The sequence below is a fragment of the Micromonospora sp. AMSO1212t genome, from assembly GCF_008868145.1.
In the GTDB taxonomy this organism is placed as follows: domain Bacteria; phylum Actinomycetota; class Actinomycetes; order Mycobacteriales; family Micromonosporaceae; genus Micromonospora; species Micromonospora tulbaghiae.
Genome location: NZ_WBKS01000007.1, coordinates 16,904 through 42,388, shown reverse-complemented (window position 1 = coordinate 42,388; position 25,485 = coordinate 16,904). Strand labels below are relative to the sequence as shown.

Annotated in this window: 21 protein-coding genes; 9 read left to right on the top strand and 12 right to left on the bottom strand. The window is 74.4% G+C overall.

The genetic code is table 11. The features are described from left to right. The first annotated feature begins 1 nt into the window (after position 1). The 3 genes from F8279_RS03545 to F8279_RS03535 all read left to right on the top strand — a co-directional run bounded on the left by F8279_RS03545 (position 2) and on the right by F8279_RS03535 (position 3,780). On the top strand, positions 2-961 hold the full coding sequence (locus F8279_RS03545; protein ID WP_091422894.1) for a carbohydrate ABC transporter permease: 960 nt from the start codon (positions 2-4) through the stop codon (positions 959-961). Positions 962-1,022: 61 nt separating this feature from the next. After that, complete coding sequence (locus tag F8279_RS03540; RefSeq protein ID WP_091422890.1) at positions 1,023-2,093, top strand: LacI family DNA-binding transcriptional regulator; 1,071 nt, start codon at positions 1,023-1,025, stop codon at positions 2,091-2,093. Positions 2,094-2,136: 43 nt separating this feature from the next. Then, positions 2,137-3,780, top strand: a complete 1,644-nt coding sequence (locus tag F8279_RS03535; protein WP_151499062.1) for an alpha-amylase family glycosyl hydrolase — start codon at positions 2,137-2,139, stop codon at positions 3,778-3,780. Between the two features lie 21 nt (positions 3,781-3,801). On the opposite strand, the gene F8279_RS03530 is transcribed toward F8279_RS03535, so the two are convergent. The 4 genes from F8279_RS03530 to xylA are packed head-to-tail and all read right to left on the bottom strand — an operon-like array spanning position 3,802 to position 9,099. Continuing rightward, a complete protein-coding gene (locus tag F8279_RS03530) occupies positions 3,802-5,256 on the bottom strand; it encodes an MFS transporter (RefSeq protein ID WP_091422883.1) in 1,455 nt (484 codons plus the stop codon). Positions 5,257-5,306: 50 nt separating this feature from the next. Further along, on the bottom strand, positions 5,307-6,416 hold the full coding sequence (locus F8279_RS03525; protein WP_208576589.1) for a DUF5925 domain-containing protein: 1,110 nt from the start codon (positions 6,414-6,416) through the stop codon (positions 5,307-5,309). A 41-nt stretch (positions 6,417-6,457) separates the two neighbouring features. After that, positions 6,458-7,900, bottom strand: a complete 1,443-nt coding sequence (xylB, locus tag F8279_RS03520) for a xylulokinase (RefSeq protein WP_151499061.1) — start codon at positions 7,898-7,900, stop codon at positions 6,458-6,460. Between the two features lie 11 nt (positions 7,901-7,911). Then, positions 7,912-9,099, bottom strand: coding sequence for a xylose isomerase (gene xylA / locus F8279_RS03515; RefSeq protein WP_091422876.1), 1,188 nt, complete (start codon positions 9,097-9,099; stop codon positions 7,912-7,914). A gap of 53 nt (positions 9,100-9,152) precedes the next feature. On the opposite strand from xylA, the gene F8279_RS03510 reads away from it, so the two are divergent. The 3 genes from F8279_RS03510 to F8279_RS03500 all read left to right on the top strand — a co-directional run bounded on the left by F8279_RS03510 (position 9,153) and on the right by F8279_RS03500 (position 13,244). Next, positions 9,153-10,412, top strand: coding sequence for an ROK family protein (locus F8279_RS03510; RefSeq protein WP_151499060.1), 1,260 nt, complete (start codon positions 9,153-9,155; stop codon positions 10,410-10,412). A 133-nt stretch (positions 10,413-10,545) separates the two neighbouring features. After that, positions 10,546-12,213 carry a PP2C family protein-serine/threonine phosphatase gene (locus F8279_RS03505; protein WP_225853107.1) on the top strand — a complete coding sequence of 556 codons (1,668 nt, stop codon included), beginning with the start codon at positions 10,546-10,548 and terminating at the stop codon, positions 12,211-12,213. Further along, on the top strand, positions 12,210-13,244 hold the full coding sequence (locus F8279_RS03500) for a B12-binding domain-containing protein (protein ID WP_151499059.1): 1,035 nt from the start codon (positions 12,210-12,212) through the stop codon (positions 13,242-13,244). The genes F8279_RS03505 and F8279_RS03500 overlap by 4 nt, the downstream gene beginning before the upstream one ends. A gap of 1 nt (position 13,245) precedes the next feature. Here the strand turns inward: F8279_RS03500 and F8279_RS03495 are convergent, their stop codons facing one another. Then, positions 13,246-13,800, bottom strand: coding sequence for a MarR family winged helix-turn-helix transcriptional regulator (locus F8279_RS03495; protein ID WP_091422867.1), 555 nt, complete (start codon positions 13,798-13,800; stop codon positions 13,246-13,248). 56 nt (positions 13,801-13,856) lie between these two features. Here F8279_RS03495 and F8279_RS03490 point away from each other — a divergent pair, with 56 nt between their 5' ends. After that, positions 13,857-14,987 carry a PP2C family protein-serine/threonine phosphatase gene (locus tag F8279_RS03490; protein WP_091422864.1) on the top strand — a complete coding sequence of 377 codons (1,131 nt, stop codon included), beginning with the start codon at positions 13,857-13,859 and terminating at the stop codon, positions 14,985-14,987. A gap of 9 nt (positions 14,988-14,996) precedes the next feature. Here F8279_RS03490 and F8279_RS03485 read toward each other — a convergent pair whose 3' ends face one another. The 7 genes from F8279_RS03485 to F8279_RS03455 all read right to left on the bottom strand — a co-directional run bounded on the left by F8279_RS03485 (position 14,997) and on the right by F8279_RS03455 (position 23,492). Beyond that, positions 14,997-16,478 (bottom strand): sugar transferase, encoded by a 1,482-nt coding sequence (locus tag F8279_RS03485; protein ID WP_091422861.1) that lies wholly within the window; start codon positions 16,476-16,478, stop codon positions 14,997-14,999. Positions 16,479-16,691: 213 nt separating this feature from the next. Further along, positions 16,692-18,446: a substrate-binding domain-containing protein gene (locus F8279_RS03480; protein ID WP_192580613.1), complete on the bottom strand. Its 1,755-nt coding sequence runs from the start codon at positions 18,444-18,446 to the stop codon at positions 16,692-16,694. Between the two features lie 177 nt (positions 18,447-18,623). Continuing rightward, positions 18,624-19,658 carry a lactonase family protein gene (locus F8279_RS03475; protein ID WP_192580612.1) on the bottom strand — a complete coding sequence of 345 codons (1,035 nt, stop codon included), beginning with the start codon at positions 19,656-19,658 and terminating at the stop codon, positions 18,624-18,626. Between the two features lie 101 nt (positions 19,659-19,759). Then, positions 19,760-20,362, bottom strand: a complete 603-nt coding sequence (locus F8279_RS03470) for an ATP/GTP-binding protein (protein WP_013288179.1) — start codon at positions 20,360-20,362, stop codon at positions 19,760-19,762. Further along, positions 20,343-20,732 (bottom strand): DUF742 domain-containing protein, encoded by a 390-nt coding sequence (locus F8279_RS03465; RefSeq protein ID WP_091422853.1) that lies wholly within the window; start codon positions 20,730-20,732, stop codon positions 20,343-20,345. The genes F8279_RS03470 and F8279_RS03465 overlap by 20 nt, the downstream gene beginning before the upstream one ends. Beyond that, positions 20,722-21,144 (bottom strand): roadblock/LC7 domain-containing protein, encoded by a 423-nt coding sequence (locus F8279_RS03460; RefSeq protein ID WP_013288181.1) that lies wholly within the window; start codon positions 21,142-21,144, stop codon positions 20,722-20,724. Before F8279_RS03460 ends, F8279_RS03465 begins: the two co-directional genes overlap by 11 nt. Then, positions 21,144-23,492, bottom strand: coding sequence for a nitrate- and nitrite sensing domain-containing protein (locus F8279_RS03455; RefSeq protein ID WP_151499056.1), 2,349 nt, complete (start codon positions 23,490-23,492; stop codon positions 21,144-21,146). Before F8279_RS03455 ends, F8279_RS03460 begins: the two co-directional genes overlap by 1 nt. Positions 23,493-23,795: 303 nt before the next feature. Here F8279_RS03455 and F8279_RS03450 point away from each other — a divergent pair, with 303 nt between their 5' ends. Both F8279_RS03450 and F8279_RS03445 read left to right on the top strand, forming a co-directional pair. Continuing rightward, entirely contained in the window at positions 23,796-24,395 is a 600-nt protein-coding gene (locus tag F8279_RS03450; RefSeq protein ID WP_151499055.1) for a hypothetical protein, read from the top strand. A 13-nt stretch (positions 24,396-24,408) separates the two neighbouring features. Further along, positions 24,409-25,470: a hypothetical protein gene (locus F8279_RS03445; RefSeq protein ID WP_151499054.1), complete on the top strand. Its 1,062-nt coding sequence runs from the start codon at positions 24,409-24,411 to the stop codon at positions 25,468-25,470. The last annotated feature ends 15 nt before the right edge of the window (positions 25,471-25,485 follow it).

Sequence of the window (25,485 nt, the reverse complement as noted above, 5' to 3'; positions counted from 1 at the left end):
GATGACCACCGCCACGCCCACCGTCGGAGTCGGCGCCCAGGCCACCGAGCCGACCACCCGGGGCGCCCGGGTGCGCAAGCGCCTGAACAGCCGTACCGCCACGCTCGTATCAATCGTGATCGCGGTGCTCTGGACGATCCCGACCTTCGGCCTGTTCATCTCCTCGATCCGGCCGGAGAACGAGATCAAGACCACCGGGTGGTGGACGTTCTTCAGCAACCCGCAGATCACGCTGGAGAACTACCAGGAGGTGCTGTTCAGCCGGGGCTCATCCGGGCAGCTGGCCAGCTACTTCATCAACTCGCTGGCGATCACCATCCCCTCGGTGCTCTTCCCGCTGGCCTTCGCGTCGCTCGCCGCGTACGCGCTGGCGTGGATGAACTTCAAGGGGCGGGACTGGGTCTACATCGGGATCTTCGCGCTCCAGATCGTGCCGTTGCAGATGGCCCTGGTGCCGCTGCTGCGGTTCTTCTCCACCGGCGTCACGGTCGCCGGCGTGCAGATCATGCCCGCGTGGGACCTGGTCGACGAGCAGAAGTTCGCCCAGGTGTGGTTCGCGCACACCTGCTTCGCGCTTCCGTTCGCCGTGTTCCTGCTGCACAACTTCATCTCGCAGCTCCCCGGCGACCTGATGGAGGCGGCCCGGGTCGACGGGGCCACCCACCCGAAGATCTTCCGCACCATCGTGCTGCCGCTGATCACGCCCGCGCTGGCGGCGTTCGGCATCTTCCAGTTCCTCTGGGTCTGGAACGACCTGCTGGTCGCGCTGATCTTCGCCGGTGGCGGCGACGAGACCGCCCCGATGACCGTCCGGCTCGCGGAGCTGGCCGGCACCCGGGGCAACGAGTGGCAGCGGCTGACGGCCGGCGCGTTCGTGTCGATCGTCGTACCGCTGGTCGTGTTCCTGTCCCTCCAGCGCTTCTTCGTGCGAGGTCTGCTCGCCGGCAGCGTCAAGGGTTGATCCGGCGCCCCGCCGCCGGCACGGCCGGCGGCGGGACCCGGGTCACAGCGGGGAGCTCACGATGACCAGGATTGACGACGTCGCCCGTCTGGCCGGGGTCTCCACGGCCACCGTCTCCCGGGCGCTGCGGGGCCTGCCGACGGTCTCGGCCGCGACCCGCCGCCGGGTGCTCGCCGCCGCCGAACAACTCCAGTACGCGGTGTCGCCGAGCGCCAGCCGGCTGGCCGGCGGACGGACCGGGACGGTCGCGGTGGTGGTGCCCCGGATCACCAGGTGGTTCTTCGGCACAGTGGTCGAGGCGGTCGAGGAGTTCCTCCAGCAGAGCGGCTACGACCTGCTGCTCTACAACCTCGGCGGCCGGGAGCAGACCCGCCAGCGGGTGCTGCGCACCGCGAGCCTGCACAAGCGCGTGGACGCGATCATCCTGGTCGCCACCCCGCTGCGCGCCGCCGACGTGCACGAGCTGACGGAGCTGGACCTGCCGGGCGTGACGATCAGCTCCGGCAGCGGGGTCCCCGGGTGGCCCTGCGTCCGGATCGACGACGTGGCCGCCGCCCGGACCGCCACCCGCCACCTGCTCGACCTCGGCCACACCCGGATCGCGCACATCTCCGGTGACCCGGACGACGAGCTGGCCTTTACCACCCACCTGGACCGGCGGCGCGGCTACCAGGAGGCGTTGCGGACCGCGGGCGTCACGCCCGACCCGAGCCTCGACGTCGAGTCCCGGTTCACCATCGACGGCGGCACCCGGGCCACGGCCGAGTTGCTGGCCCGGGGCGAGCCGCCGACAGCCATCTTCGCCGCCTGCGACGAAATGGCGATGGGCGCGGTCATGGCGCTGCGCGACGCCGGGCTGCGGGTGCCGCAGGACGTGAGCGTGGTCGGCATCGACGACCACGACCTGGCCGGCGTGCTCGGCCTGAGCACCATCGCCCAGCCCGCCGCCGAGCAGGGACTGCTCGCCGCCCGGATCCTGCTCGACCCGCTCGGCGTACGGGCCGGCGAGCCGTACCCCGGCCTGGTGCCCGCGCCGCGCGGCGCCGGCACCGACGACGGGACACCACACCCGGTGATCCTGCCCACTCGCCTGGTGGTGCGCGAATCGACCGCGCCGCCCCGGGCACACTGAACGAACTCGCTCGTCACCGCACCACCCAGACAGGAGTAAGGCGCTGAACACCGACGCGACGCAGCAGGCCCCGGGCACCGGCTGGTGGACCGAGGCGGTCATCTACCAGGTCTACCCGCGCTCGTTCGCCGACTCCGACGGCGACGGTATCGGCGACCTGCCGGGCATCACGTCCCGCCTCGACCACCTCGCCGAGCTGGGAGTCGACGCGGTCTGGCTGTCCCCGTTCTACCCGTCCCCGCAGGCCGACGCCGGGTACGACGTGTCCGACTACCGCGACGTCGACCCGCTGTTCGGCACGCTCGCCGACGCCGACAAGCTGATCGCCGAGGCGAAGGCCCGCGGGCTGCGGGTGATCGTCGACCTGGTGCCCAACCACACCTCGTCGGCGCACCGCTGGTTCGACGCGGCGGTCGCCGCCGCGCCGGGCAGCCCGGAGCGGCAGCGCTACGTCATCCGCGACGGCAAGGGACCGGACGGCGCCGAGCCGCCGAACGACTGGGTGAGCGTGTTCGGTGGCCCCGCCTGGACCCGGCTGCCCGACGGTCAGTGGTACCTGCACCTGTTCGACTCCGGCCAGCCCGACCTCAACTGGGACAACCCGGAGGTACGCGAGGAGTTCCTCGACGTCCTGCGCTTCTGGCTGGACCGGGGCGTGGACGGCTTCCGGGTGGACGTGGCGCACGGCCTGATCAAGCAGGCGGACCTCGCCGACTGGCAGGAGCCGCAGGAGATCCTCTCCGGCAGCGAGGTGGACAAGCCGCGCCCGCCGATGTGGGACCAGGACGGCGTGCACGAGATCTACCGGGAGTGGCGGCGGGTGCTCGACTCGTACCCCGGTGAGCGGATCCTCGTCGCCGAGGCGTGGGTGGAGCCGGCCGAGCGGCTGGCCCGGTACGTGCGCCCGGACGAGATGCACCAGGCGTTCAACTTCGAGTACCTGCTCGCCGCCTGGACCGCCCCGGCCCAGTACGCGGTGATCACCCGCTCGCTGGAGGCCACCGACTCGGTGGGCGCCCCGACCACCTGGGTGCTGTCCAACCACGACGTGGTCCGGCACGCCTCCCGGCTCGGGCTCGGCACCGCCGGCGGCCGGGCCAACGGCGTCGGCGTGGACGACCCGCAGCCGGACGCCGCGCTGGGGCTGCGCCGGGCCCGGGCGGCCAGCCTGCTGATGCTCGCGCTGCCCGGCTCCGCCTACCTCTACCAGGGCGAGGAACTCGGGCTGCCGGAGCACACCACGCTGCCAGACGAGGCCCGGCAGGACCCGACCTGGAAGCGCAGCGGAAACACCGAGCGCGGCCGGGACGGCTGCCGGGTGCCGATCCCGTGGGAGGCCGACGCCCCGTCGTACGGCTTCGGGCCGACCGACGCGAGCTGGCTGCCCCAGCCGTCGACGTGGGCCGAGTACGCGCTGGACCGGCAGCGCGGCGTGCCCGGCTCGACGTACGAGCTGTACCGGACCGCGCTGCGGCTGCGCCGCGAGCACGCGCTGGCCCGGGGCCCGCTGCGGTTCCTGACCTCCGGCGACGAGGTGCTCACGTTCACCAACGGCGACCTCACCGTGCTGACCAACTTCGGCGCCGAGCCGGCGCCGCTGCCGGCCGGCGCCCAGGTGCTGGTGTCGAGCGCGCCGCTCGACGGCGACGCGGTGCCGACCGACGTGACGGCCTGGTTCCGGAGCTGATCCAGCGGCCCCGCCGGACGGTCACCGTTCGGCGGGGCCCTCGCTCTCCAGCCGGCCCTCGCTCTCCAGCCGGCCCGCGCGGGCGTGCAGCAGGTCGTGCACCTGCGCGATGTCCCGGGGCGAGGTGCGGGCCGCCAGCCAGTACATGATCCCGGTCGGAATGAAGAAGAGCTGGAACGCGGCCAGCCCGACCGCGTAGTTCAGCGGCGGCGGGAAGGCCGCCCGCAGCCCGGCGAACGCCACTCCGACCAGCCCGTTGCCGGCCGCCCGGCCCACGCCGTTGACCAGGTTGCCCAGGCTGTAGACGGTGCCCCGGTGCTCGGGCGGGTTGACGTCGGCGATCAGGGCGAACCAGTTCGGCGAGTTCGCCGACGTCAGCGCCAGTGCCACCACTGCGGTGAGCAGGCTCAGCCCCACCGACGGCTCGGTGAACACGCTGGACAGCACCGCAGTCACCACCGCTCCGGAGCCGGCCCCGTCGGGCACGTCGATGCGGATCGGCACGAAGAACAGGACCAGATAGAACGGCAGCGCCGCGAGGATGCCGACGGCCGCGACCATGGCCCGGCCGCTCGGCGTACGCCGTTGCAGCGCGTCTCCCACCAGTCCGCCCACGATGGACAGCACGCCGCCGAGCTGGAACAGCGTGGCGAAGACGCTGCCCACCACCACGGCCGTGGCGGGCGAGTAGCCCTGCGCCTCGGCCCGCTGGCTGAACAGCACCGGCAGCCAGACCAGCGAGCCGAACGCGGCCTGGGCGGTGAGCCCCTGCAGGATCAGCCAGCGGTTGGTGCGGCGGGCCAGGATCCGGGGCAGGTCGGCGCGGCTGATCCGGTAGTCGTACTCGTTCCCGGCGTCGATCGCACCGGCCAGCTCCGGTTCGCTCTGCCCGCGCCGGATGTCGTAGGTGAACAGGTACGCCACCGTGGCGGCCAGGCCCACGCCGGTCAGCAGCAGGAACGGCCGCCGCCAGTCGGTCGAGCCGAGCACGCCGCCGAGCAGCGTCCCGGCCAGCGTGCCGACGCCCTGGGACAGCCCCCAGAAGCTCATCACCAGGCCGCGACGGCGCGGTGAGATCAGGTCGGTGACCACCGAGAAACCGACCGACCCCACCGCGCCGAGCCCGACCGCGCCGACGAACTGCGCGGTCAGGAACGTCGCGTACCCCCCGGCGAGCGCGCTGCCCCCGGTGCCGGCGGCCCAGAGCAGCGTGCCCACCATGAGCAGCGGCTTGCGGTTGGTGCGGTCCCCCACGTACGCCCAGCCCACCGCCGCCACCGCGCTGACCAGGAAGCTGACGGCGGTGACCAGGCCGAGCATGCGCTGCGGCACGTCGAGCGCGGCGGAGATCGGCCCGTACAGCGGCGGCACCAGGCCGATCGCCACATTGTCCAGCGAGGCGAGCACCACGAAGACCACGACGCTGTAGAGCCGGTGTGCCGCGTTCCCGCGCCGGGAGATCCTGGTGCCGCTCATGCCGGGCAGCAAATCAGGTGGAGGTCACGTCGCGAACACGGACCCGCCGATCAGAGGTAGCCGCCGATCTCGACCGGCACCGCGCCGGCCGTGGCGGTGCCGGCCCGCAACGCGTACAACTCGGCGAGGGTGGCGCCCTGGGCGGGGACACCCGCCGGGACGCCGAGCCAGTCCACCGCCTCGGTGTGCGACAGCGGCCCGACCTCGATCCGGGCCAGGCAGCGTCCGGGACGGGTGACGGCGGGGTGCAACCGGGACAGGTCCTCGTTCGTGGTCACCGCCACCAGCACCCGGCGCCCCTGACCCAGCAACCCGTCGGTGAGGTTGAGCAGGCGGGACAGCGCCTGCCCGGCCCTCTCACGGGCGTCGCCCCGGATCAGCTCGTCGCAGTCCTCCAGGATCAGCAGCCGCCAGCGCGTCCGCTCCTCGCCCTCCTCCCCGTCGTCGTCCTCCCCCACTGCCACCTCGGCGAGGTAGGCGGGGTCGCCGAACAACGTCTCCGGGTCGAGCACGCAGTCCACCTGGCACCACCGGCGCCACTCGTGGGCCAGGGCGCGCAACGCGGTGGTCTTCCCGGTACCGGGCGGACCGTGCATCAGCAGCAGGCGGCCGGTGATCGTCTCGGGAGTGGTGGTCATCAGCGCGTCGAGCGCGGCCGCTGCCTCGGCCGGGTAGTTCGGCCGGATCGCCGACCAGACCGGCGTGTCGATCCGCCGGTTGTCCCGTTGGGCGCCCCGCCGCGGGTCCTGGTGCCAGAATCCGATCGGCGCGGTGCCCGGCCGGACCGGCTCGGCGCCGGCCGTGACGATCTCGTCCAGCACGGCCGTCCCGGTCGCCTCGTCGACGGCGGTGACGGTGACCTCGGCACCCCGCCCTCGCCAGGTGACCACACGCAACGTCCACCCGTCCCCGGTGGCGAGGCGGGCGGCGCGGTTGCGTTCGACCGCGGTCCGGGTGACCGTCGCCCGCTCCGGCACCAACACCACCCCCCGGCGGACCTTGGCCAGGCGGACCGTCCGGGCCCACGGCTGACGGCCGGTGACGAAGTCGGTGAGCAGCAGGGTGTCGATGACGTCGCCCGGACTGTCCACGTCGTCGTACTGGAACACGGGCAGCGGGGTACGCCGGGCGGCGCCGTCCGCGGGGAGGGTCGGAAACACGGCCCGATGATCCTCGGCACGGAGCCGCCCGGCACCCGGTTTTACGCCGCCCGGTCGAGCACCTGCTCCCGGGCTCTGGCGTAGCGCTCGCGGATGGCGGGCACGGCCTCGTCCCCGTACTCCTCGGTGTCGCCGACGGACCAGGCCGGCGGGGTGTCGCCACCGAGCGCCACCCAGGCGGCCTGCCGGGCGGCGCCGTCGGCCACGTACTCACCCGGCGGCGGCACCACCACCGGGCGGCCGAAGACCTGCGGCGCGATCCGCCGTACGGCCGCGGACCGGGCGCCGCCGCCGACCAGGATGATCCGGTCGGCGCGGGCGCCCTGCGCGATCAGCTCGTCGAGGCCGTCGGCCAGCCCGCAGAGCATGCCCTCCACAGTGGCCCGGGCCAGGTGCGCCGGGGTCGAGGTGCCGAGCGTGAGGCCGTGCAGGGTGCCGGTGGCGTGCGGCCGGTCCGGCGTCCGCTCCCCTTCCAGGTACGGCACCAGCACCAGCCCGTCCGCCCCGGGCGGGGCGGACAGGGCCAGCTCGCCGAGCCTGTCGAGGTCGACGCCGAGCAGCGTCGCGGCGGCGTCCAGCACCCGGGCCGCGTTGAGCGTGCACACGAGCGGCAGGAACCGGCCCGTCGCGTCGGCGAATCCGGCCACCGCGCCGCTGGGGTCGGCGGCCGGCGTGTCCGCCACCGCGAACACGGTGCCGGAGGTGCCGATCGAGACGACCACGTCGCCCGGACCGGCCCCGGCGCCGAGCGCCGCGGCGGCGTTGTCGCCGGTGCCCGGCCCGAGAAGCACCGGGCCGGCCGCCGCGCCGTCGCCGAACACCGCCGGGTCGAGGTGCCCGGCCGCCTCGGCCGGGCCGAGCACGACCGGCACCTTCGGGCGCCGGCCGAAGGCCCGTTCCAGCAGGTCCAGCCGGTACTCGCCGGTGCGCGGCGACCAGTAGCCGGTGCCGCTGGCGTCGCCCCGGTCGGTACGCAGCGCGTCCAGGCCGGGAGCGCCCGCCAGCCGCCAGGTGAGCCAGTCGTGCGGCAGGCAGACCGCCGCCACGCGGCCGGCGTTGTCCGGCTCGTGCCGGGCCAGCCACCGCAGCTTCGTCGCGGTGAAGCTGGCCACCGGCACCGCGCCGGTCGCCTCGGCCCAGAACCGACGGCCGGTCTCCCCGCCGCCGGCCTCCTCGACCAGTTCCCGGGCCGCGTCGGCGGAACGGGTGTCGTTCCACAGCAGCGCCGGGCGGACCACCTCACCGGAGGCGTCCAGACAGACCATGCCGTGCTGCTGGCCGCCGACCGAGACGGCTGCCACGTCGGCCAGGCCGCCGGCCTCGGCAACCGCCGCCCGCAGGGCCTCCCACCAGGCGTGCGGGTCGACCTCGGTGCCGGGCGGGTGCGGCGCGCGGCCCTGCCGGACCAGCGCGCCGGTCTCCGCGTCCCGGACGACCACCTTGCAGGACTGGGTCGACGAGTCGACCCCCGCGACGAGCGGCATGGCGGCCCGCCTCAGCGCGCGCCGAGCACGTGCTCGACGGCGAGCTGGTTGAGCCGGACGAAGCCGAAGCCCTTCGCCCCGGCGGCCTCCGGGTCGAACTCCTCGAACGCGGTCCGGTCGGCCAGCAGCTCGCGGTAGCCCTCACCGGGGTTGAGCGTCGGGGTGGCCAGCTCGGCCACCCGGGCGGCGGCGAGCGCCTCGACCACCTCCGGGTCCGCGCGGAACGCCGCGGCCCGCTCCTTGAGCAGCAGGTACGTCCGCATGTTCGCCTCGGCGGAGGCCCACACGCCGGTCATGTCCTCGGTGCGGGACGGCTTGTAGTCGAAGTGGCGCGGGCCGTCGTAGGCCTGGCCGCCGTTCGGGCCGCCGTGCTCCAGCAGGTCGACCAGGGCGAACGCGTTGAGCAGGTCGCCGTGGCCGAAGACCAGGTCCTGGTCGTACTTGATGCCGCGCTGACCGTTGAGGTCGATGTGGAACAGCTTGCCCTGCCAGAGTGCCTGGGCGATGCCGTGGGCGAAGTTCAGCCCGGCCATCTGCTCGTGCCCGACCTCCGGGTTGAGCCCGACCATCTCCGGGCGGGCCAGCGTGGAGATGAAGCCGAGCGCGTGCCCGACCGTGGGCAGCAGGATGTCGCCCCGAGGCTCGTTCGGCTTGGGCTCCAGCGCGAAGCGCAGGTCGTAGCCGTTGTCGACGACGTACTCGCAGAGCAGGTCGACGGCCTCGCGGTAGCGGTCCAGCGCGGCCTGGACGTCCTTGGCGACGTCGTACTCGGCGCCCTCCCGGCCGCCCCACATGACGAACGTCTTCGCGCCCATCTCGGCGGCGAGGTCGATGTTACGCAGCACCTTGCGCAGCGCGTACCGGCGCACGTCGCGGTCGTTGCTGGTGAAGCCGCCGTCCTTGAACACCGGGTGGTTGAACAGGTTGGTGGTGACCATCGGCACGACGAGGCCGGTCTCGTCGAGGGCCTTGCGGAAGCGGCTCAGCCGGGCGTCGCGGGTGGCCGCGTCCGCGCCGAACGGAACCAGGTCGTCGTCGTGGAAGGTGATGCCGTACGCGCCCAGCTCGGCGAGCCGGTGCACCGCCTCGACGGCGTCCAGCTCGGGCCGGGTGGCGTCACCGAACGGGTCACGGGCCGGCCAGCCCACCGTCCAGAGGCCGAAGGAGAACTTGTCCGCGGGGGTGGGGCGGGATGCCATGGCAGACCTCCAGGTGGTGGTGTCGTCCGCGATTTGTTCAGCGGTTGAATTAAATGGCGGCGATGTGGCAGTGTCAAGAGGTGACAAGCGCCAGCACCGCCGGGGCGGTCCGGCAGGGCAGCCTGCGCGAGTTGAACCTCGCGGTGGTGCTCCGGCGGATCGCCGCCGCCGACCGGCCGCCCTCGCGCGCCGGGATCGCCGCCGACACCGGCCTCACCCGGGCGACCGTCTCCGCCGTCGTGGACGACCTGATCGCCGGCCGGCTGGTCGCCGAGGCGGAACCGGAACCGCGTACCGGGGCGGGCCGCCCGGCCCGGGGCCTGGTGCTCGCCTCCGACGGCCCGGCCGGGCTCGGCCTGGAGGTGAACGTCGACTACCTGGCCGCCTGCGTCGTCGACCTCACCGGCGCGGTCCGGCACCACCTGGTCCGCCGCGCCGACCTGCGCCCGGCCTCCCCCGCCGACGCGCTCGCCCGGCTCGCCGCGCTGGCCGCCGAGGCGCGCGCCGCCGCCGTACGCGACGGGCTGACCCTGGCCGGCGCGGCGCTCGCAGTGCCCGGCCTGGTGGGCGACGGCGGTCTGGTCCGGCTCGCGCCGAACCTCGGCTGGCGGGACGTGGACGTGCCGGCGCTGCTCGCCGGGCACCCGCTGGCCGAGCCGGTCGACGGAATCCCGCCGCTGGTGGTCGACAACGAGGCCAACCTGGCCGCCCTCGGCGAGCTGTACGCCGGTCCGGCCGGCCCGCGCAGCTTCCTGCACGTCACCGGCGAGATCGGCATCGGCGCCGGGATCGTGCTCGACGGCGCGCTCTACCGGGGCGCGCGCGGCTGGAGCGGAGAGATCGGTCACTTCCCGGTCCAGCCGCAGGGGCGGCCGTGCCGCTGCGGCGGCCAGGGCTGCCTGGAGCGGTACGCGGGCCAGGAGGCGATCCTGGCCGCCGCCGGGCTGCCCGGCGCGGAACTGCCGGCGGACACCGCCGCCACCCGGCTCGCCGACCTGGCCGAGGCCGGTGACCCGGCCACACTGACCGCCCTGACCGACGCCGGCACCGCCCTCGGGGTCGCGGTGGCGGGCGTGGTGAACCTGCTGGATCTGGACACCGTGGTGCTCGGCGGCGGATACGCCCGGCTCGCGCCCTGGCTGCGGCCGACGGTGGAGGCCGAGGTCTCCCGGCGGGTGCTCACCGCCGCCTGGGCGCCGGTGACGGTGCGCCCGGCCGTGCTCGGGGCGCAGTCCGCGGCGGTCGGCGGGGCCGGCTCGGTGGTCCGCCGGATCGTCGACCGGCCGGTGGGCTGGCTGGCTCGGACCACCTGACCCGGGATGATCCGGGACGGGCATTCCGTGCCTGCGCTCGGTACGCTTGCCGCCAGGCAACATGTCCGCCGAGTGAGGGGTGCACCGACAGCATGCGCAGGGGTCGACCGACCGAAGCGCCCGGCCACCGGAGGTGACCGCCGCGCGCCGGGGCGGTGTCGCAGGGCCGGTCAGCGGCGGTGGACACGCTTCGCGGAGACGGCCCCGGCGGGTTGCCGAGGCCGCGCTGCCGGCTGACGACCACCTGGCCCGGGAGCTGCTGGACGGGCTCGCCGAGGCGGTCGTGACGATCGACCGGGCCGGGGTGGTGACGCTCGTCAACGCGATGGCCGCCGACCTGCTCCCCGAGGTGGCGCCCGGCGTCGACCTGGCCGCGTGCCCGGTGCCGGCGCTGGCCGAGGCGGCCGCCGCCGGATCCGACGCGTTCGAGACCGACCACCACGGCCGGCGGCTGCGCGGCGTGCGGCGCCCCCTGGCCGACGACCGCAGCGCCTGGTACGTCCGGGACGTCACCGAGGAGCACGCGCGCACCGACGCGCTGCTCGCCGAACGGTCGCGCACCGCGTTCCTCGCCGAGGCGGGCAGCCGGCTCGGGCTGTCCCTGCACCGGGAGCAGACGCTGCGTACCGCCGTGACGCTCCCGGTGCCCTACCTGGCCGACGCGGCAGTCGTGGTGCACCGCCCGCCTCCGCCCGCCGAGGACCAGCCGCACTGGCTCCGGTACGCCATCGGTGACCCCGGCCCGGTCACCGGCCTGGCCGGCTGGCCCACTGTGGAGTCCGTCCCCGGTCTGGTCGAGGCGCTCGAAGGCGACCTCACCGAACCGAGTCCCTGGTTGGACGCCGAGCTGGCCGACCTCGCCGAGGTGCTGCCCGCCGGGTTCGGCCGCCCGGGCACCGTGTTGATCAGCCCGATGCCCAGCGCGGGCGGTCCGGCCGGCGCGCTGGTGCTGGCCCGCCGCCGTGATCGGCCCGGTTTCGACAAGCGGGAGATCGGCCTGGCGCGGGAGTTCGCCCGCCGGGCCGGCGCCGCGCTGGCCGCGGCCGAGCTGTACGGCGAGCAGGCACACCTGGCCCGGGTGCTCCAGAACAGCCTGCTCCCGCCGGAGCTGCCCCGCCTGCCCGGGATGACGCTCGCCGGCGGTTATCGCGCCGCCGGGGACAGCCTGCGCATCGGCGGCGACTTCTACGACCTGTTCCCCACCGGCGACGGCGGCCTGTTCGCGCTCGGCGACGTCTGCGGCAAGGGCGTCGGCGCGGCCGTGCTGACCGGCCGGGTCCGCCAGTCGCTGCAGACCCTGCGCCTGGTCGAGCAGCGCCCCCGGGAGTTGCTGGAGCTGCTCAACCGGGCGCTGCTGGACGCTCCCGACGCGGCCCGCCGGGCCCAGTTCACCACGCTCCTGCTCGGCGCGCTGCGCCGCGAGCCGGACGGCGGACTGATGATCCGGGTGGCAGGTGGCGGGCACCCCGCGCCGCTCGTCGTCCGCGCCGGCGGTGGCGTCGAGACGGTCCGGGTCGGCGGCATGCCGGTGGGCGCGCTCACCGACGCCCGGTTCGCCGACGCCGAGGTACGGCTGGCGCCCGGTGACCTGCTGCTGGCGTACACCGACGGGGTGACCGAGGCCCGGGGCGGCCCGACCGAGCCGGCCATGTTCGGCGACGCCCGGTTGCGTCAGGCGCTCGCCACCGGCGCCGGGCTTCCGCCCGCCGCGCTGGTCGACCGGGTGCTCCAGCTCGTCGACGAGTGGCTGGACGGGCAGCCCCACGACGACATCGCCATGCTCGCCGTGGCGGCCGGGTGACACCGCCGCCTGACCGCCCCACCCCCACGCCCGAGCGCCGGATCGGACCGGAGACGCTCGCCGCGTACCTCGACCACCTGGACGCCGCCGACCGGACCGGCGCGGTCGCGCTGGCGCGCGGCCTGGTGGCCGACGGATTCTCGGTCGCGGACGTCCTGGTCGATCTGGTCGCGGCTGCGCAGCGGGAGGTCGGCCGGCGCTGGCTCACCGGCTCGTGGAGCGTCGCCCAGGAGCACGCCGCCACCCACGTCAGCGAGCAGGTGGTGGACGCGCTGGGCGCGACGACCGGCCCGCCGCGGCGCGGGCACGTGGTGATGGCCTGCGTGGAGGGCGAGTGGCACGCGCTGGCCGCCCGCATCGTCACCGAGGTGGTCCGCGCGGCGGGCTGGCGGGTGACGTTCCTCGGCGCCAGCGTGCCGGCCCGGCATCTGGTCTCCTACCTGCACCAGACCGGCCCGGACGCGGTGCTGCTGAGCTGCGTGCAGCCGAACCGGCTGGTCCGGGCGGCGCGGATGGTGGAGGCCAGCCGCGCGGCCGGGGTGCCGGTCCTGGCCGGTGGTCCCGGCTTCGGCCCGGACGGCCGGTGGGCCACCGCGATCGGCGCGGCGGGCTGGGGCGCCAGCGCCCGGGACGCGGTCGCGCTGCTGGAACGGCCGCTGTCGGCCGAGCACACCGGCGCGCCGCCGCCCCCGCCCGACGACGCGTACGTGGCGGTGCTGCACCGGCGGCGTGAGCTGGTCCGGCTCGCGCTCGCCGCGGTGGACCCGCCGCCGGATCACGCCGAGGACGTCGCCGCCGGCATCGCGCACCTGGTGGACGCGCTGATCGCGGCCGTGCGGGTGGACGACGACCGGCTGCTGCGCGACTTCGTCGGGTGGCAGAAGGAGGCACTGACGTCCCGGGGCGGCCGGGCGGTGCTGGACGAGGTGCTCGGCACGCTGGAGCGGGCGCTCACCGAGCATCCCCGGGTGGTGACCCGGTTGCGGGCCGCTCGCGAAGGCGCGCCGGCCGATCCCGGCGGCGCCGGCTGAGTCAGGCGGTACGGGCCACCGGGGGCTCGCCGGACGGCCGGGCGGGGTCGCCGATCCGTTCCCCGGAGGGTTGCAGCATCGGCCAGCCCTCCGCCACAGTGGCCTCGCCGCGCCGGCCCACCTCGTCGAACTCGCGCATGCCGCGTACCAGCGCGGCCCGGCCCTCCGGGCTCATCCCGGCCAGGATCCGCTCCAGCCGGTGCCGCCGGTCGGCACGCAGCTCGGCGAGGAGCCGGATGGCGGCGGGCGTGAGGTGCAGCGAGATCTCCCGCCGGTCGTAGCGGCCCGGCTCGCGTTCCAGCATCCCGGCCGCGACCAGCCGGTCGCACAACCGGCTGGCGGAGGAGAGCAACATGTCGGTGAGGGTGGCGAGGCGGCGGAGGTTGATGCCGTCATACTGCTCGACGACCATGATCGCGCGTAGCTGGGCACTCGACAGCCGGCTGGTGGTGCGCTCCCGGGCGGCCTCCCAGACGGCGAGCAAGGTGCCTGCCGCCTCGTCCAGGGCGGCGGACGTACTCGTTTCAGGTCCCCGGGGACCGCGCTCTTCGGTCATGGTGGGCCCGAGACTACTCCCCGGATCTGCCCGGCGACCTGTGCAAAGGAGCAAAGATGAGCGGAGCGGAGGGGCGCGCGCGCCGGGTCCTGACCGAGGCGCCGACGGATCTCATCGTGGACCGGCTCGCCGCCGAGCTGGCGCGCACGTACGGCGTCACCCGCACCGAGCTCTACCAGGTCGACTACCGGCTCGCCGAGCTGCTGCCGCTGGGTGACGGCCCGCCGGTCACCGGCCCCGGCCATCCGGCCTGGCGCGCCTTCGACCACCAGGAGCCGGTGATCGCCGACGGCGTCGGCTGGTTCCCGGTGGGCATGCGCGGCGAACGCCGGGGCGTGCTCCAGGTCTCGCCGGTGCCCGCCGACCCGCACGCCCGCAGGGAGCTGGACACCATCGCCACGGTGCTCGGGCACGAGTTGAGCGCGGTCATGGCCACCAGCGACATCTACCGGACCGCCCGGCGCAGCCGGCGGCTCACGCTGGCCGCCGAGATGCAGTGGGAGCTGCTGCCCGGGCGCAGCCGGATCCGGCCGTCGTTCAGCCTGGCCGGGCAGTTGGAGCCGGCGTACGCGGTGCGCGGGGACAGCTTCGACTGGTCCGACGACGGTCACCGGCTCTGGCTGGCGGTGCTGAACGGCTACGGCGAAGGGGTGGCCGCGGCGCTGCTCGCCTCGCTGGCCACGTACGCGCTGCGCAACGCGCGCCGGGCCGGGCTCGACCTGGCCGACCAGGCCGCGCTGGCCGACCAGGCGATCTACGCCCAGCACCGGGGCGGACAGCACGTCTCCGTGCTCCTGATGGAGCTGGACCTGGCCACCGGCGAGCTGACTGTGGTCGACGCCGGTTCGCCCCGGCTGCTGCGGCTGCGGGCCGGCGAGGTGACCGAGCAGGAGCTGGACAACCAGTTCCCGCTCGGCATGTTCGAGGGCACCGACTACCGCCCGCAGCGGTTCCGGCTGGAGCGCGAGGACCGGCTCTTCGTGGTCAGCGACGGCGTGATCGAGGCCACCACCGAGCAGGCGCGCTACGGCGAGGTGGCGCTGGACCGGTTCCTGCGCCGGACCGGGCCGATGGAGCCGCTGGACGCGGTCCGGTCGCTGCTCGGCGACCTGCGGGCCTTCGTCTCCGGTGACCTGGTGGACGACGCGGTGGTGGTCTGCCTGGACTGGCTGGGGCCGCAGCCCTGACCTGCCCCCTCAGTACGCGCCGCGGCTGTTGAGCACCGCGCCGAACGTCTTCCAGAGGATGGTCAGGTCGGCGGCCAACGACCAGTTCTCCACGTAGTACAGGTCCAGCCGGATGCCGTCCTCCCAGCTCAGGTCCGACCGGCCGCTGACCTGCCAGAGGCCGGTCATGCCGGGCTTGACCAGCAGCCGGCGTGCCACGTCGCCGTCGTAACGGGCCACCTCGGACGGCAGTGGCGGGCGCGGGCCGACCAGGCTCATCTGGCCGAGCAGCACGTTGGCGAGCTGGGGCAGCTCGTCCAGCGACCACTTGCGCAGCAGCCGGCCGACCCGGGTGACGCGCGGGTCGTCGCGCATCTTGAACATCAGGCCGTCGGTCTCGTTGCGCGCGGCCAGCTCGGCGAGCAGGGCGTCGGCGTTGACCACCATGGTGCGGAACTTGAAGACGCCGAACTCCTCGCCGCCCTGGCCGACCCGGGTCTGCCGGAACAGCACCGGGCCGCGACTGTCGATCTTGATGGCCAGCGCGATCACGATCAGCAGCGGCGCCAGCACGAGCAGGGCGATCGACGAGATCGACCGGTCGACGAAACCCTTGACCAGCTTGCGGGCACCGCGGAACTCGGGCGCCTCGACGTGGATCAGCGGCAGGCCGGCGACCGGACGGGTGTGGATACGAGGGCCGGCCACGTCGGTGAGCGCCGGTGCCACCACCAGGTCGACGCCGGTGCCCTCCAACTGCCAGCCGAGGCGGCGCAGCCGGGTCGCGGTCAGCTCGCCGGAGGCGGTGACCGCCACCGTGTCGGCGCCGATCGCGGTGGCCGCCTCCGGGATGCCCCGGAAGCTGCCCACCACCGGCACGTCGCCGAGCCGCTGCGGCACCGGGGCGAGCAGCGCGTCCGGGATGCACGCGCCGACCACCTGGTAGCCGGCATACGGTTCCCGGCGCAGCGTGTGCACCAGCTCCAGCACGTGCGCGGTGTCGCCCACCACGAGCACCTTGCGGGACCAGCCGGCACCCCGGTCGCGGGCCCGGTGCAGCCGCTTGCGGGCCGCGAACCGCGCCACCTCCAGGCCGATCGTGCCGACCGCGAAGGAGATGGCCAGGAAGCCCCGGGAGACGCCGACGTCGGCGATGTACCCGGCGATGGCGATGCCGCCGGCGAGTCGCATGCTGGCCGCGCTGACCCGGCGGTACTCGTCGGCACCGTAGCCGAGCACCTGGTCGTCGTAGCACCGCATCGCCTTGAGCGAGACGAGCCAGACCAGCAGGAGCACCGGGGCGACCACCACGTACGGGATCTCGGACCCGGTCGGTTCCTCGTCGCCGAACCGGGCCAGGTAACCGACCAGGATGGCCACGGCGAGCACGGCGGTGTCGAGCACCACCAGGACCCGGATGTAGGCCCGCTCCGCAGCTCGCGTCGTCTTGCCCGGGCGTTCACCACCGGGTCGCGACGACGTGGCAGGGGTCAACAGCGTCGCCGAGGTCACCGGCCCTCCCCACTTCGCTCAGGACCGCCCCGTCCCCGCCCGGCTCCGGTGTGGAGCCCGCGGTCGAGGCACCCCGTCATCATGCCTGGACAATTATGGTTACCGATTGATTCGGACGCATTACCGTCAGTTCCCATCCCACGCCTTGAGCCGGGAAGCCTTCCGCCGTACCGGATTTCCCGGTACGGCGGAAGACTAGCGCTGAGCTTCAGGTCAGCGGGGGGCGGGCGGACGCAGCGCGATCGCCCGGAGGAAGATCTCGCCGATCTTGCTGGGGTCGGTGGTGACGAAGGCGCCGCCGCCGGTGACCTTGGTGATCGACTCCAGCTCGGCCCGGTTCACCTCGGTGCCGATGCCGATGATGATGACCTGGACCGGCTGCTCGTCGTCCTTCAGCTTGTTCAGCTGCTCCAGCAGCGCCTTCTGCGAGATGCCGTCGTCGTCCTCGTTCTTGCCGTCGGTGAACAGCACGATCGAGTTGACCTTGCCCGGCTCCCAGTCCTGCTGCACCTTCTTGTACGCCGCGAGCGTCGTGTCGTACAGGCCGGTGTTGCCGCTGGAGGGCTTGATCGAGGCCAGGCCGCGCTGGAGTGCGCCCCGGTTGCTGGACAGAGGCTTTATTCCGACCAGCTCGCTCCAGTCCTGCGAGCCCTGGAGGTTGGTGGAGAAGGTCCAGAGGCCGATCGACCAGGAGTCGTCGAACAGCCCGAGGCCCTGGCTCGCGGCGGCGACAGTGACCTGCTCGCGGCTGGCGCCGTTGGCGGTCGCGACCGGCTTCTTCATCGAGCCGGAGACGTCGATGACGCAGAGCATCCGGCCCGACTGGGTGGCCACCGACCAGGTCGTGGTAGCGGTCGAGATGGCGCCGGGGTCGAGGTCGGCCGCGCCGCCCTGGCCCGACGGCGGCACCTGACTCGCGCCGCCGTTGGCCGGGCTCGGCGCGCCGGTCGGGGCCTGGAAACCCCGCCCCCAGTTGCCGTCCGGCGCGCGCAGCGCCTGCGCGGCGAGGCGGTCCTTGAAGCCCGGCGTACGCAGCACCTCGAAGAGCACCCGGGCGGCGGACGCCTTGGTCGGCTCGATGCCGGGCAGCACCGCGAACGGGTAGTCCAGCGGAATCGGCGCCGGCTCCAGGTAGAGCGCGGCGAGCCGGATCGGCGGCTTGGTGCTGTTGTAGGCGATCACGTCTTCCTCGGACAGTGCCGCCGCCCCGAGCCCGTTGGCGATCGCCGTCGGGTCCGACGAGCGCGGGAACCGTGCGAGGAGGTCCTGCCGCAGCGAGGAACGGTTGGTGGCGAGGGCACGCAGCGCGCCGACCATCGCCTCCTGCGCCTTCGGCGAGCCGGAGTCGCCGGTGGAGCTGGCCGCGGCGGTCAGCGACAGCAGGCCGGACAGGCCGGCCGCGTCCTGGGTCGGCTCGACGATCCCGGCGCGCAGCGGCTTACTGGCGGTGACCTGGGTCAGCAGGTCGGACCAGCGGAGATCCTTGTCCGGCCACCCTATGCGCGAGGCCACCGGCTCGGGCAGCGCCACCACGACCGGGCTGCGCGCGATCGATGCGCCGTTCGTCGGCGCGAACGCGCTGGCCCCGCCGCTCTTGAGCCGGACCAGCCAGGTCGAGGAGTCCGGCACCCAGACGTCGGGGGTGACGGCGGTGCCGCTGGCCTGCCCGACGCCGGCGAGCGTGGCGCCGTGCTTGCTCGCCACCGCGGCGGCCACCTCGACCGACTCGGCCGAGGAGACGTTGACCGCGATACAGGTTCCGCTCGCCGCCGCACCGTCGGAGACCCACTGGTCGGCGGCGGCGCGCACCGCGGGGGCGATCTCCGGGGCGGTCGCCACCGACAGCTCGATCCGGCCCGAACAGTTCGGGCCGGCCAACTGCTGGTAGCCGAACCAGGAGCCGGCTACGACGGCGACCAGGGTGGCCGCCACGGCGGCGGCACCTGCTCCGCGGAGGTGAGAACGCATGCGATGGCGGCCAGACACGGTGACCATCTTGCGTACCTCGTGGGGTTACCACCACAACCGTTCGGACGAAAGTTACGCAGCAGAAACAGTTGATCACCTAACCCATACGCTAAGTTACCAGTCAGTCATTTATGGTGAAGTCAATCCACTTCGGACTGCCATTTGGTGACCGTTCGGTCACGGCAGGACACACGTCGGGCTCGCCACCGGCACCGGCTCCCCCACCGGCTCGGGCACCCCGCCGTCCGGATCGACCCGGAAGATCCTGATCATGTCGGCTCGTTCGTCGGCCACGTACAGGTGCTCCCCGGCGAACGCGAAGTGCCGGGGCCACTCGCCGCCGGTGTCGACCTCCGCCACCAGCTCCGGCGCGGCGCCGTCGAGCGCGAAGACAGCGATCGTGCCCACGCCGCGGTTGCCCACGTAGAGGAAACGCCCGCCCGGCCCGACGGCCACCTCGGAGGGCTGGACGTGCCCGGTCCGGCCACTGGCGTCGACACGGGTCGACTGCCGCGGCCCGTCCGGCGTCAGCTCGTACCCGGTGACTGTGGCGTCCAGCTCACCGACCAGCCAGCAGCGCCGCCCGTCCGGGTGCCGGGCCAGGTGCCGGGGTCCGGTGCCGGGCGCTGTCCGCAGCCGCGGCTCCCGCTCGGCCAGCCGGCCGCTGGACGCGTCGACGTCGTACCGGTAGACGGAGTCGGTGCCCAGGTCGACAGCGAGCAGCCCGCTCCCGGCCGGGCCGGGCGAGACCATGTGGCAGTGCGCGTGCTCCTGCCGCTGCGGGTCCGCACCGTGCCCCTCGTGCCGGACCAGGTCGGTGCGCTCCCCCGGCACGCCGTCGGCGTCCAGGCCGAACACCGCCACGCTGCCGCCGCCGTAGTTGGCCACGAACAGGTGCCGCCCGTCCGGGGCGACCGCCAGGTGGCACGGCTCCGCGCCACCGGTCTCCCGGACCCCCAGCGGCGTGAGGTCGCCGTCCGGGGCCACCCGGAACGCGCTCACCAGCCCGTCGGGCAGCTCGTTGCACCCGTACAGCACCGGCAGCGCCGGATGCCGCACCAGGAACGACGGCGACGGGGTCACGGCCACGACGCCCAGCGGGGTCAGTTCCCCGGTCGCCCGGTCCCGCCGGGCCGCCACGACACCCTCGGCCCGCCCGCCCGTCTCCGCCGTGTAGCCGCCGATGTGGACGATCTCGTCCTGCCCGGTCACCGCTCCCACCTCTCGTCGGTCCTGCCTGCGATCCAACCAGAGGCTTCCCGGTGACGCGCCCGGTCAGTCCCACCGGGCCCGACGGATCGGGCACGGGGCGCTCAGCCCACCGGCACCGGCTCGCCGCGCTGCCGCGCCACGTGCTCGACGAGCGAGATCAGCACCAGCTTGCCGGACTGCCGGTCACGGGCGTCGCAGAGCACGAGCGGCACGTCCGGGTCCAGGTCCAGGGCGTCGCGGACCGCCTCCAGGCCGAACCGGCGGGAACCCTCGAAGCAGTTGACGCCCACCACGAACGGGATGCCCCGCTGCTCGAAGTAGTCGATCGAAGGGAAGCAGTCGGCCAGCCGCCGGGTGTCGGCGAGCACCACCGCGCCGAGCGCACCGAACGCCAGCTCGTCCCAGAGGAACCAGAACCGGTCCTGGCCCGGGGTGCCGAACAGGTAGACCTGGAGGTCGTCGTTGATGGTGATCCGGCCGAAGTCCATCGCCACCGTCGTGGTCGACTTCTGCTCGACCCCGGAGACGTCGTCGGTGCCGAGCCCGGCCCCGGTCAGCACCTCTTCGGTCTGCAACGGCCGGACCTCGCTCAACGCGCTGACCAGCGTCGTCTTTCCGGCGCCGAAGCCACCGGCGATGAGGATCTTCAAAGCCAGCGGCACCCGCGGCGCCCCCGGCTCCCGGTCATAGCGCACGGAGTCCACTGACCACCGCCTTGAGGATGTTGTCGTCGGGCAGGTACGCGGTCGCCGGTGGCCGGTGCACCGCGACGAGCCCATGGGCGAGAAGGTCGCCGAGCAGCACCCGGACCACACCCACGGCGAGGTCCAGGTCGGCGGCGAGGTCGGCCACGGCCTTCGGCCGCCGGGCCAGCTCGATCAGGCGGCGGTGCTCCGGCTGGAGACCGGGCGTGCCGGCCGGGTCCGCGCCGGGGGCGGCGAGCACGAACGCCAGCAGGTCGAAGCCGTCGACGGGTGGGCGCACCCGGCCGCCGGTGAGCGTGTACGGACGCACCACCGGCCCGGCGTCGGCGTCCAGCCACTCGTGCTGCGGCCCCGGCGACTCAGCGCGCATCGGTCCGCTCCCCCGCCACCCGGCTCGGCGCGGCCAGGTTCTCCCCGACCCGGATGACGAGCATCGCCATCTCGTACGCCACCAGGCCGATGTCGGCGTCGGCGTCGCTGGCCACCGCCAGGCAGGCGCCCTGCCCGGCGGCGGTCACGAACAGGTAGGCCGACTCCATCTCCACCACGGTCTGACGGACCGCGCCGCCGCCCAGGTGCCGGGTGGCGCCCTTGGCCAGCCCGGAGAATCCGGACGCCAGCGCGCAGAGGTGTTCCGCGTCGGTGCGGTCCTGGTCGGTGGAGGCGCCGAGCAGGAGCCCGTCCGCCGAGAGCACCACCGCCTGGCGGGCGGCGGGAACACGCTCCACCAGGTCGTCGAGCAGCCAGTCGAGATCGGCGTTCTGCCGCGTCGTGTGCACCACTAGGCGTCCCTCTCAGTCGCGGTTCGTTGGTCCGGCGCCGCCGGGGCGGGCTCCACGGCCGGCCCCACGGGGGTGGACGGCGTACCGGTGTCGCGCGGTTCGGTGGTGGGGGTGGCCGGGTCGGTTCCGGCGGCGCGCGATCCGTCGCGGCGTCCGCGCGCGGTGCCGGCCTGCAACGCCGACATGGCCCGGCGGGCCTCCTCCGGGGTGCGGTGGGCCGGGGTGTCGGCGACCGCCGCGCGAGGACGCGCGGTCGCGCCGCGGCGCCGGATCCGGCGGGGCAGGCCGTCGCCGTCGGCGGGTGGTTCCACAGTCGAGGCGCGCGCCGACTGCAACGGGACGACGGTGCTCTCCGACCGGTCGCGGCCCGGCCGGGTCGGCCGCCCCGGCCGGGGCACCGTGGTCAGCCGGGTCACCTTGGCCAGGCGCCTGCGTTCCGGCCCGGCGGAGGCGTCCGCGCCCACTGGCGGCTCGTCGGTGATCAGTTCCGACGGTACGAACACCGCGGCGACGATGCCGGCCGGGCGGGACGGCCGCAGCTCGACCCGTACGCCGTGCCGGGCGGCCAGGCGCGCCACCACGAACAGCCCCAGCCGGGCGCTGCCGGCCGGGTCGAACTCCGGCGGCTCGGCCAGCTTGCGGTTGGCCTCGGCCAGGGCCGGCGCGGACATGCCGAGCCCTCGGTCGGTGATCTCGATGGTGTAGCCGCCCGGGACGCTCCGGCCGGTGACGTCCACCCGGGTGCCGGGCGGGGAGAACGTGGTCGCGTTCTCGATCAGCTCGGCGAGCAGGTGGATCACGTCGCCGACGGCCCGGCCCAGCACCCCGGCCGGCGCCACCTCGCCCACGTCGACCCGGTCGTACGCCTCGACCTCGGAGATCGCGCCGCGCATCACGTCGACCGCGGCGACCGGCCGCCGCCAGCCCCGTCCGGGCGCTGCCCCGGCCAGGATGACCAGGTCCTCGGCGTGCCGCCGCAGCCGCGTCGCCAGGTGGTCGACCTGGAACAGCCCGGCCAGCTCGTCCGGGTCCTCGGTACGCCGTTCCAGCCGGTCCAGCAGCGCCAGCTGCCGGTGCACCAGCCCCTGGCTGCGCCGGGCGAGATTGAGGATCACCTCGTTGAAGCCCCGGCGCAGCGTCACCTCGTCGACGGCGGCACGGACCGCGGTCCGGCGCACCTCGTTGAAGGCGCGTGCCACCTGGCCGATCTCGTCGCCGCCGTGGTCCAGCTCGGGCGCCTCCCGGGCGACGTCGACCTCCTCGCCCCGGCGCAGCCGAGCGACCACGTCGGGCAGTCGGCGTTCGGCCACCTCGGTCGCGGCGGCGCGTACGCCGGTCAGCCGCCGCGCCAGCGACCGGCCGACCCGCAGCGCCACCAGTACGCACACCACGATCGCGATCAGGCCCAGCACACCGGCGGCGGCGAGCTGGACGAGGATCCGGGTGGCCATCGGCACCGACCGCTCGGCGAGGGCGTCCGCGCCGCGCAGCTCGAAGTCACGCAGGCTCTGCCACACCTCGGCGTGACCGGTCTCCCACGCCCGCATGTCGAACCGGGCGGGCAGCGCGGGCGAGCGGATCAGGCTGTCCTGGAGCGCGCGCAGCTGGAGGAACCCGGTGCCCTCGGTCATCCGCTGGTACGCGGTCCGCTCCTCGGACGGCAGGTCGGCGACCGCGATCTCGGCCAGGAACCGCTGGTTCTCGACTGTGCGTACCAGTTGTTCGTGCTCGCCCTCGGCGTACCGGCCCGCGGTGACGGCGCCGGCCAGCAGCGCGTCGGCCTGACCGAGCAGCTCCCGGGAGCGGCCCAGCGCGGTGAGCGCTGTGGCCTCCCGGTTGAGCTGCGCGTCGGGCAGCGCGGCCATGGCGCCGAACGCCTGGAAGGCCGAGCCGATCATCCCGCTGTAGAGGCCGACGGCACCGGCCCGGTCCACCTTCCGGCCGTCGATGAAGGCGCGCCCGGCGGGCAGCGCGTCGAGCGCCGAGACCAGCTGGTCGAGCCGGTTGTCGAGCTGGGCGTCGGCGACGTCGCGCAGGTCACCGCCGTCGACCTTGCGGCGCAGCTCGACGATCGCGTCGTCGGTGCGTACCCGCTGCTCGGTCAGCTCGGGGAGGGCGCGGTCACCGGCGAGCTGGACCACCGACAGCCGCCGCTCCCGTTGCAGCTCCGCCACCACGGTCTCGCCCGGACGGCCCAGGTCGTAGAGGAGGGTACGCGCGGAGAGCAGGTCGAGCGCGGGCCCGAAGGTGAGCGTGGTGGCGAAGATCCACAACGCCAGCAGCCCGGTCACCGGGCCGATGACCAGCGCGGTCAGCTTGGCGCGGATCGGCCAGTCACGGGTGTTCAATCAGACCTCGCCCGGGAAGGTGTCGCTCGGTGGCGCCGGCAGCGGCCGTCACGTTCGCCGGCCACGACGCCGGGCCCCGGCCCGGACGCCTTGGGCAGGATACGTAATCCGGGGCGGATGCACTACCGGCCGTCTCGGCTCTCACTACGGTCCGAGACGGGCACGACGGGCTCAGTCGGACACCGCTCCGGCACCGGACGGCGGTCGCGGCACCGCGCCTTTTCCCGGCCGGGGCGGAAAGTGCCGCACAACGGGATTGGCGATCACCCGCACGAGGGAATACCAACGTGCGAAGGAGGAGCCATGTCGTCCACCCAGGTAGTCGTCATAGTCATCGTCGTCGCCGTCATCGCCGCGCTCGTCGCGGTCGCCGTGGTCGCCAGCCGCCGCCGGGCGCTGCGGGAACGCTTCGGCCCCGAGTACGACCGGGTCGTCGCCGAGCAGGACAGCCGCGGCGCCGCCGAGCGTGAGCTGCGGGAACGCGAACGCCGGCACGCCGAACTGGAGCTGACCCCGCTGGACCCGGAGTCCCGGGCCCGCTACGCCGCCGCCTGGGAGGAACTCCAGGTGCGCTTCGTCGACTCCCCCGCGGAGACCGTCGGTGAGGCCGACGAGCTGGTCAGCCGTCTGATCGCCGAGCGCGGATACCCCACCGGGGACTTCTCGGACCAGATCGCCCACCTCTCCGTCGAGCACGCCCGCACGCTCACCCACTACCGCGACGCCCACGAGATCCGGCAGCGCAACGAGCGCGGTGAGGCCGGCACCGAGGACCTCCGGCAGGCGCTCGTGCACTACCGGGCCCTCTTCGCCGACCTGCTCGGCGAGGACCCGGTCGCCCCGCAGCAGCCGGAGCAGCGCCACCCCGATCACGACCACGACCACGACGTCCCGAGCCGCTGAGGAGGCCGCCGCCATGCGCCAGGAGGAACAGCAGGTCACGCAGGACCACCCCGAGGCCGTCCGGTCCGCACCGGTACCGGTGCCGCAGCCGGGCGAGCACACCGACGCCGACCGGCGCGACGCCGACCGGGCCGACGTGCCCGAGGACGCGCTGGACGACCGGGGCACCTTCGACGACCCGGCGGTCGACGACCAGCGGCGCGACGCCGAGGTCGACGAGACCCGTGCCTACGAAGACGGGGAGCTGCGCGACGCGGCCGACCGGACCGACGACGACGGGCAGCCCCCGTACCACGAGCCGGCGCCGCTGCCGACGGCGTTCGGGGCGGCCACGGTGGGCGACGCGGTCGCCGCCTCGGCCCTGGCGGGCGGCCGTCCGCAGGACGAGCGCGACGCGCGCGACGAGGACACCGCGGTGCCGGGCGACGGCGCGCCGGGACGCACCGACCCGCTGGACGACGAGCGGGCCGACCCGACCGCCGGGGACCGCCTGCACGACCGGGACCGCTGGGACGCCGAGCACTCCGGCACCGCCGGCCAGGACGTCGACGGTGACGGCCGGGACGACCGCACGGTGGACGACGTAGCCCGGGACGACCGCAAGGTGGACGACGTGGCGGCCGACGGCGCGGTCGGGTACGGCAGCGCCGAGCCGGGCCTGGTCGACCCGGACGCCGAGCCCGTCCCCACCACCGACGACGCCGACCGGGTGGACACGGCCACCGCCGGCGCGGCGGCGGGCGCGGCAGCCGCCGGCACGGGCCTGGCCGGCGCGGAGCGGCCCACGCCCGGCGCGGTACCGGCCGACGCGGCGACGCTGTTCGCGCCGGAGGCCGCCCAGGGCTTCCGGGACCGCTGGCGCGACGTGCAGCTGCGCTTCGTGGACGACCCGCGCGCGGCCGTCGGCGAGGCGGAGTCGCTGGTCGAGGAGGCGATCGAGGCGCTCTCCACCGCCCTGCGCGAGCAGCGCACCCGGCTCGGCACCTGGCAGGAGTCCGGCTCGACCGACACCGAGCAGCTCCGGGTGGCCGTGCGCGGCTACCGCGACTTCCTGGACCGCGTGCTCGGACGCTGAGACCGCGACGAAGCC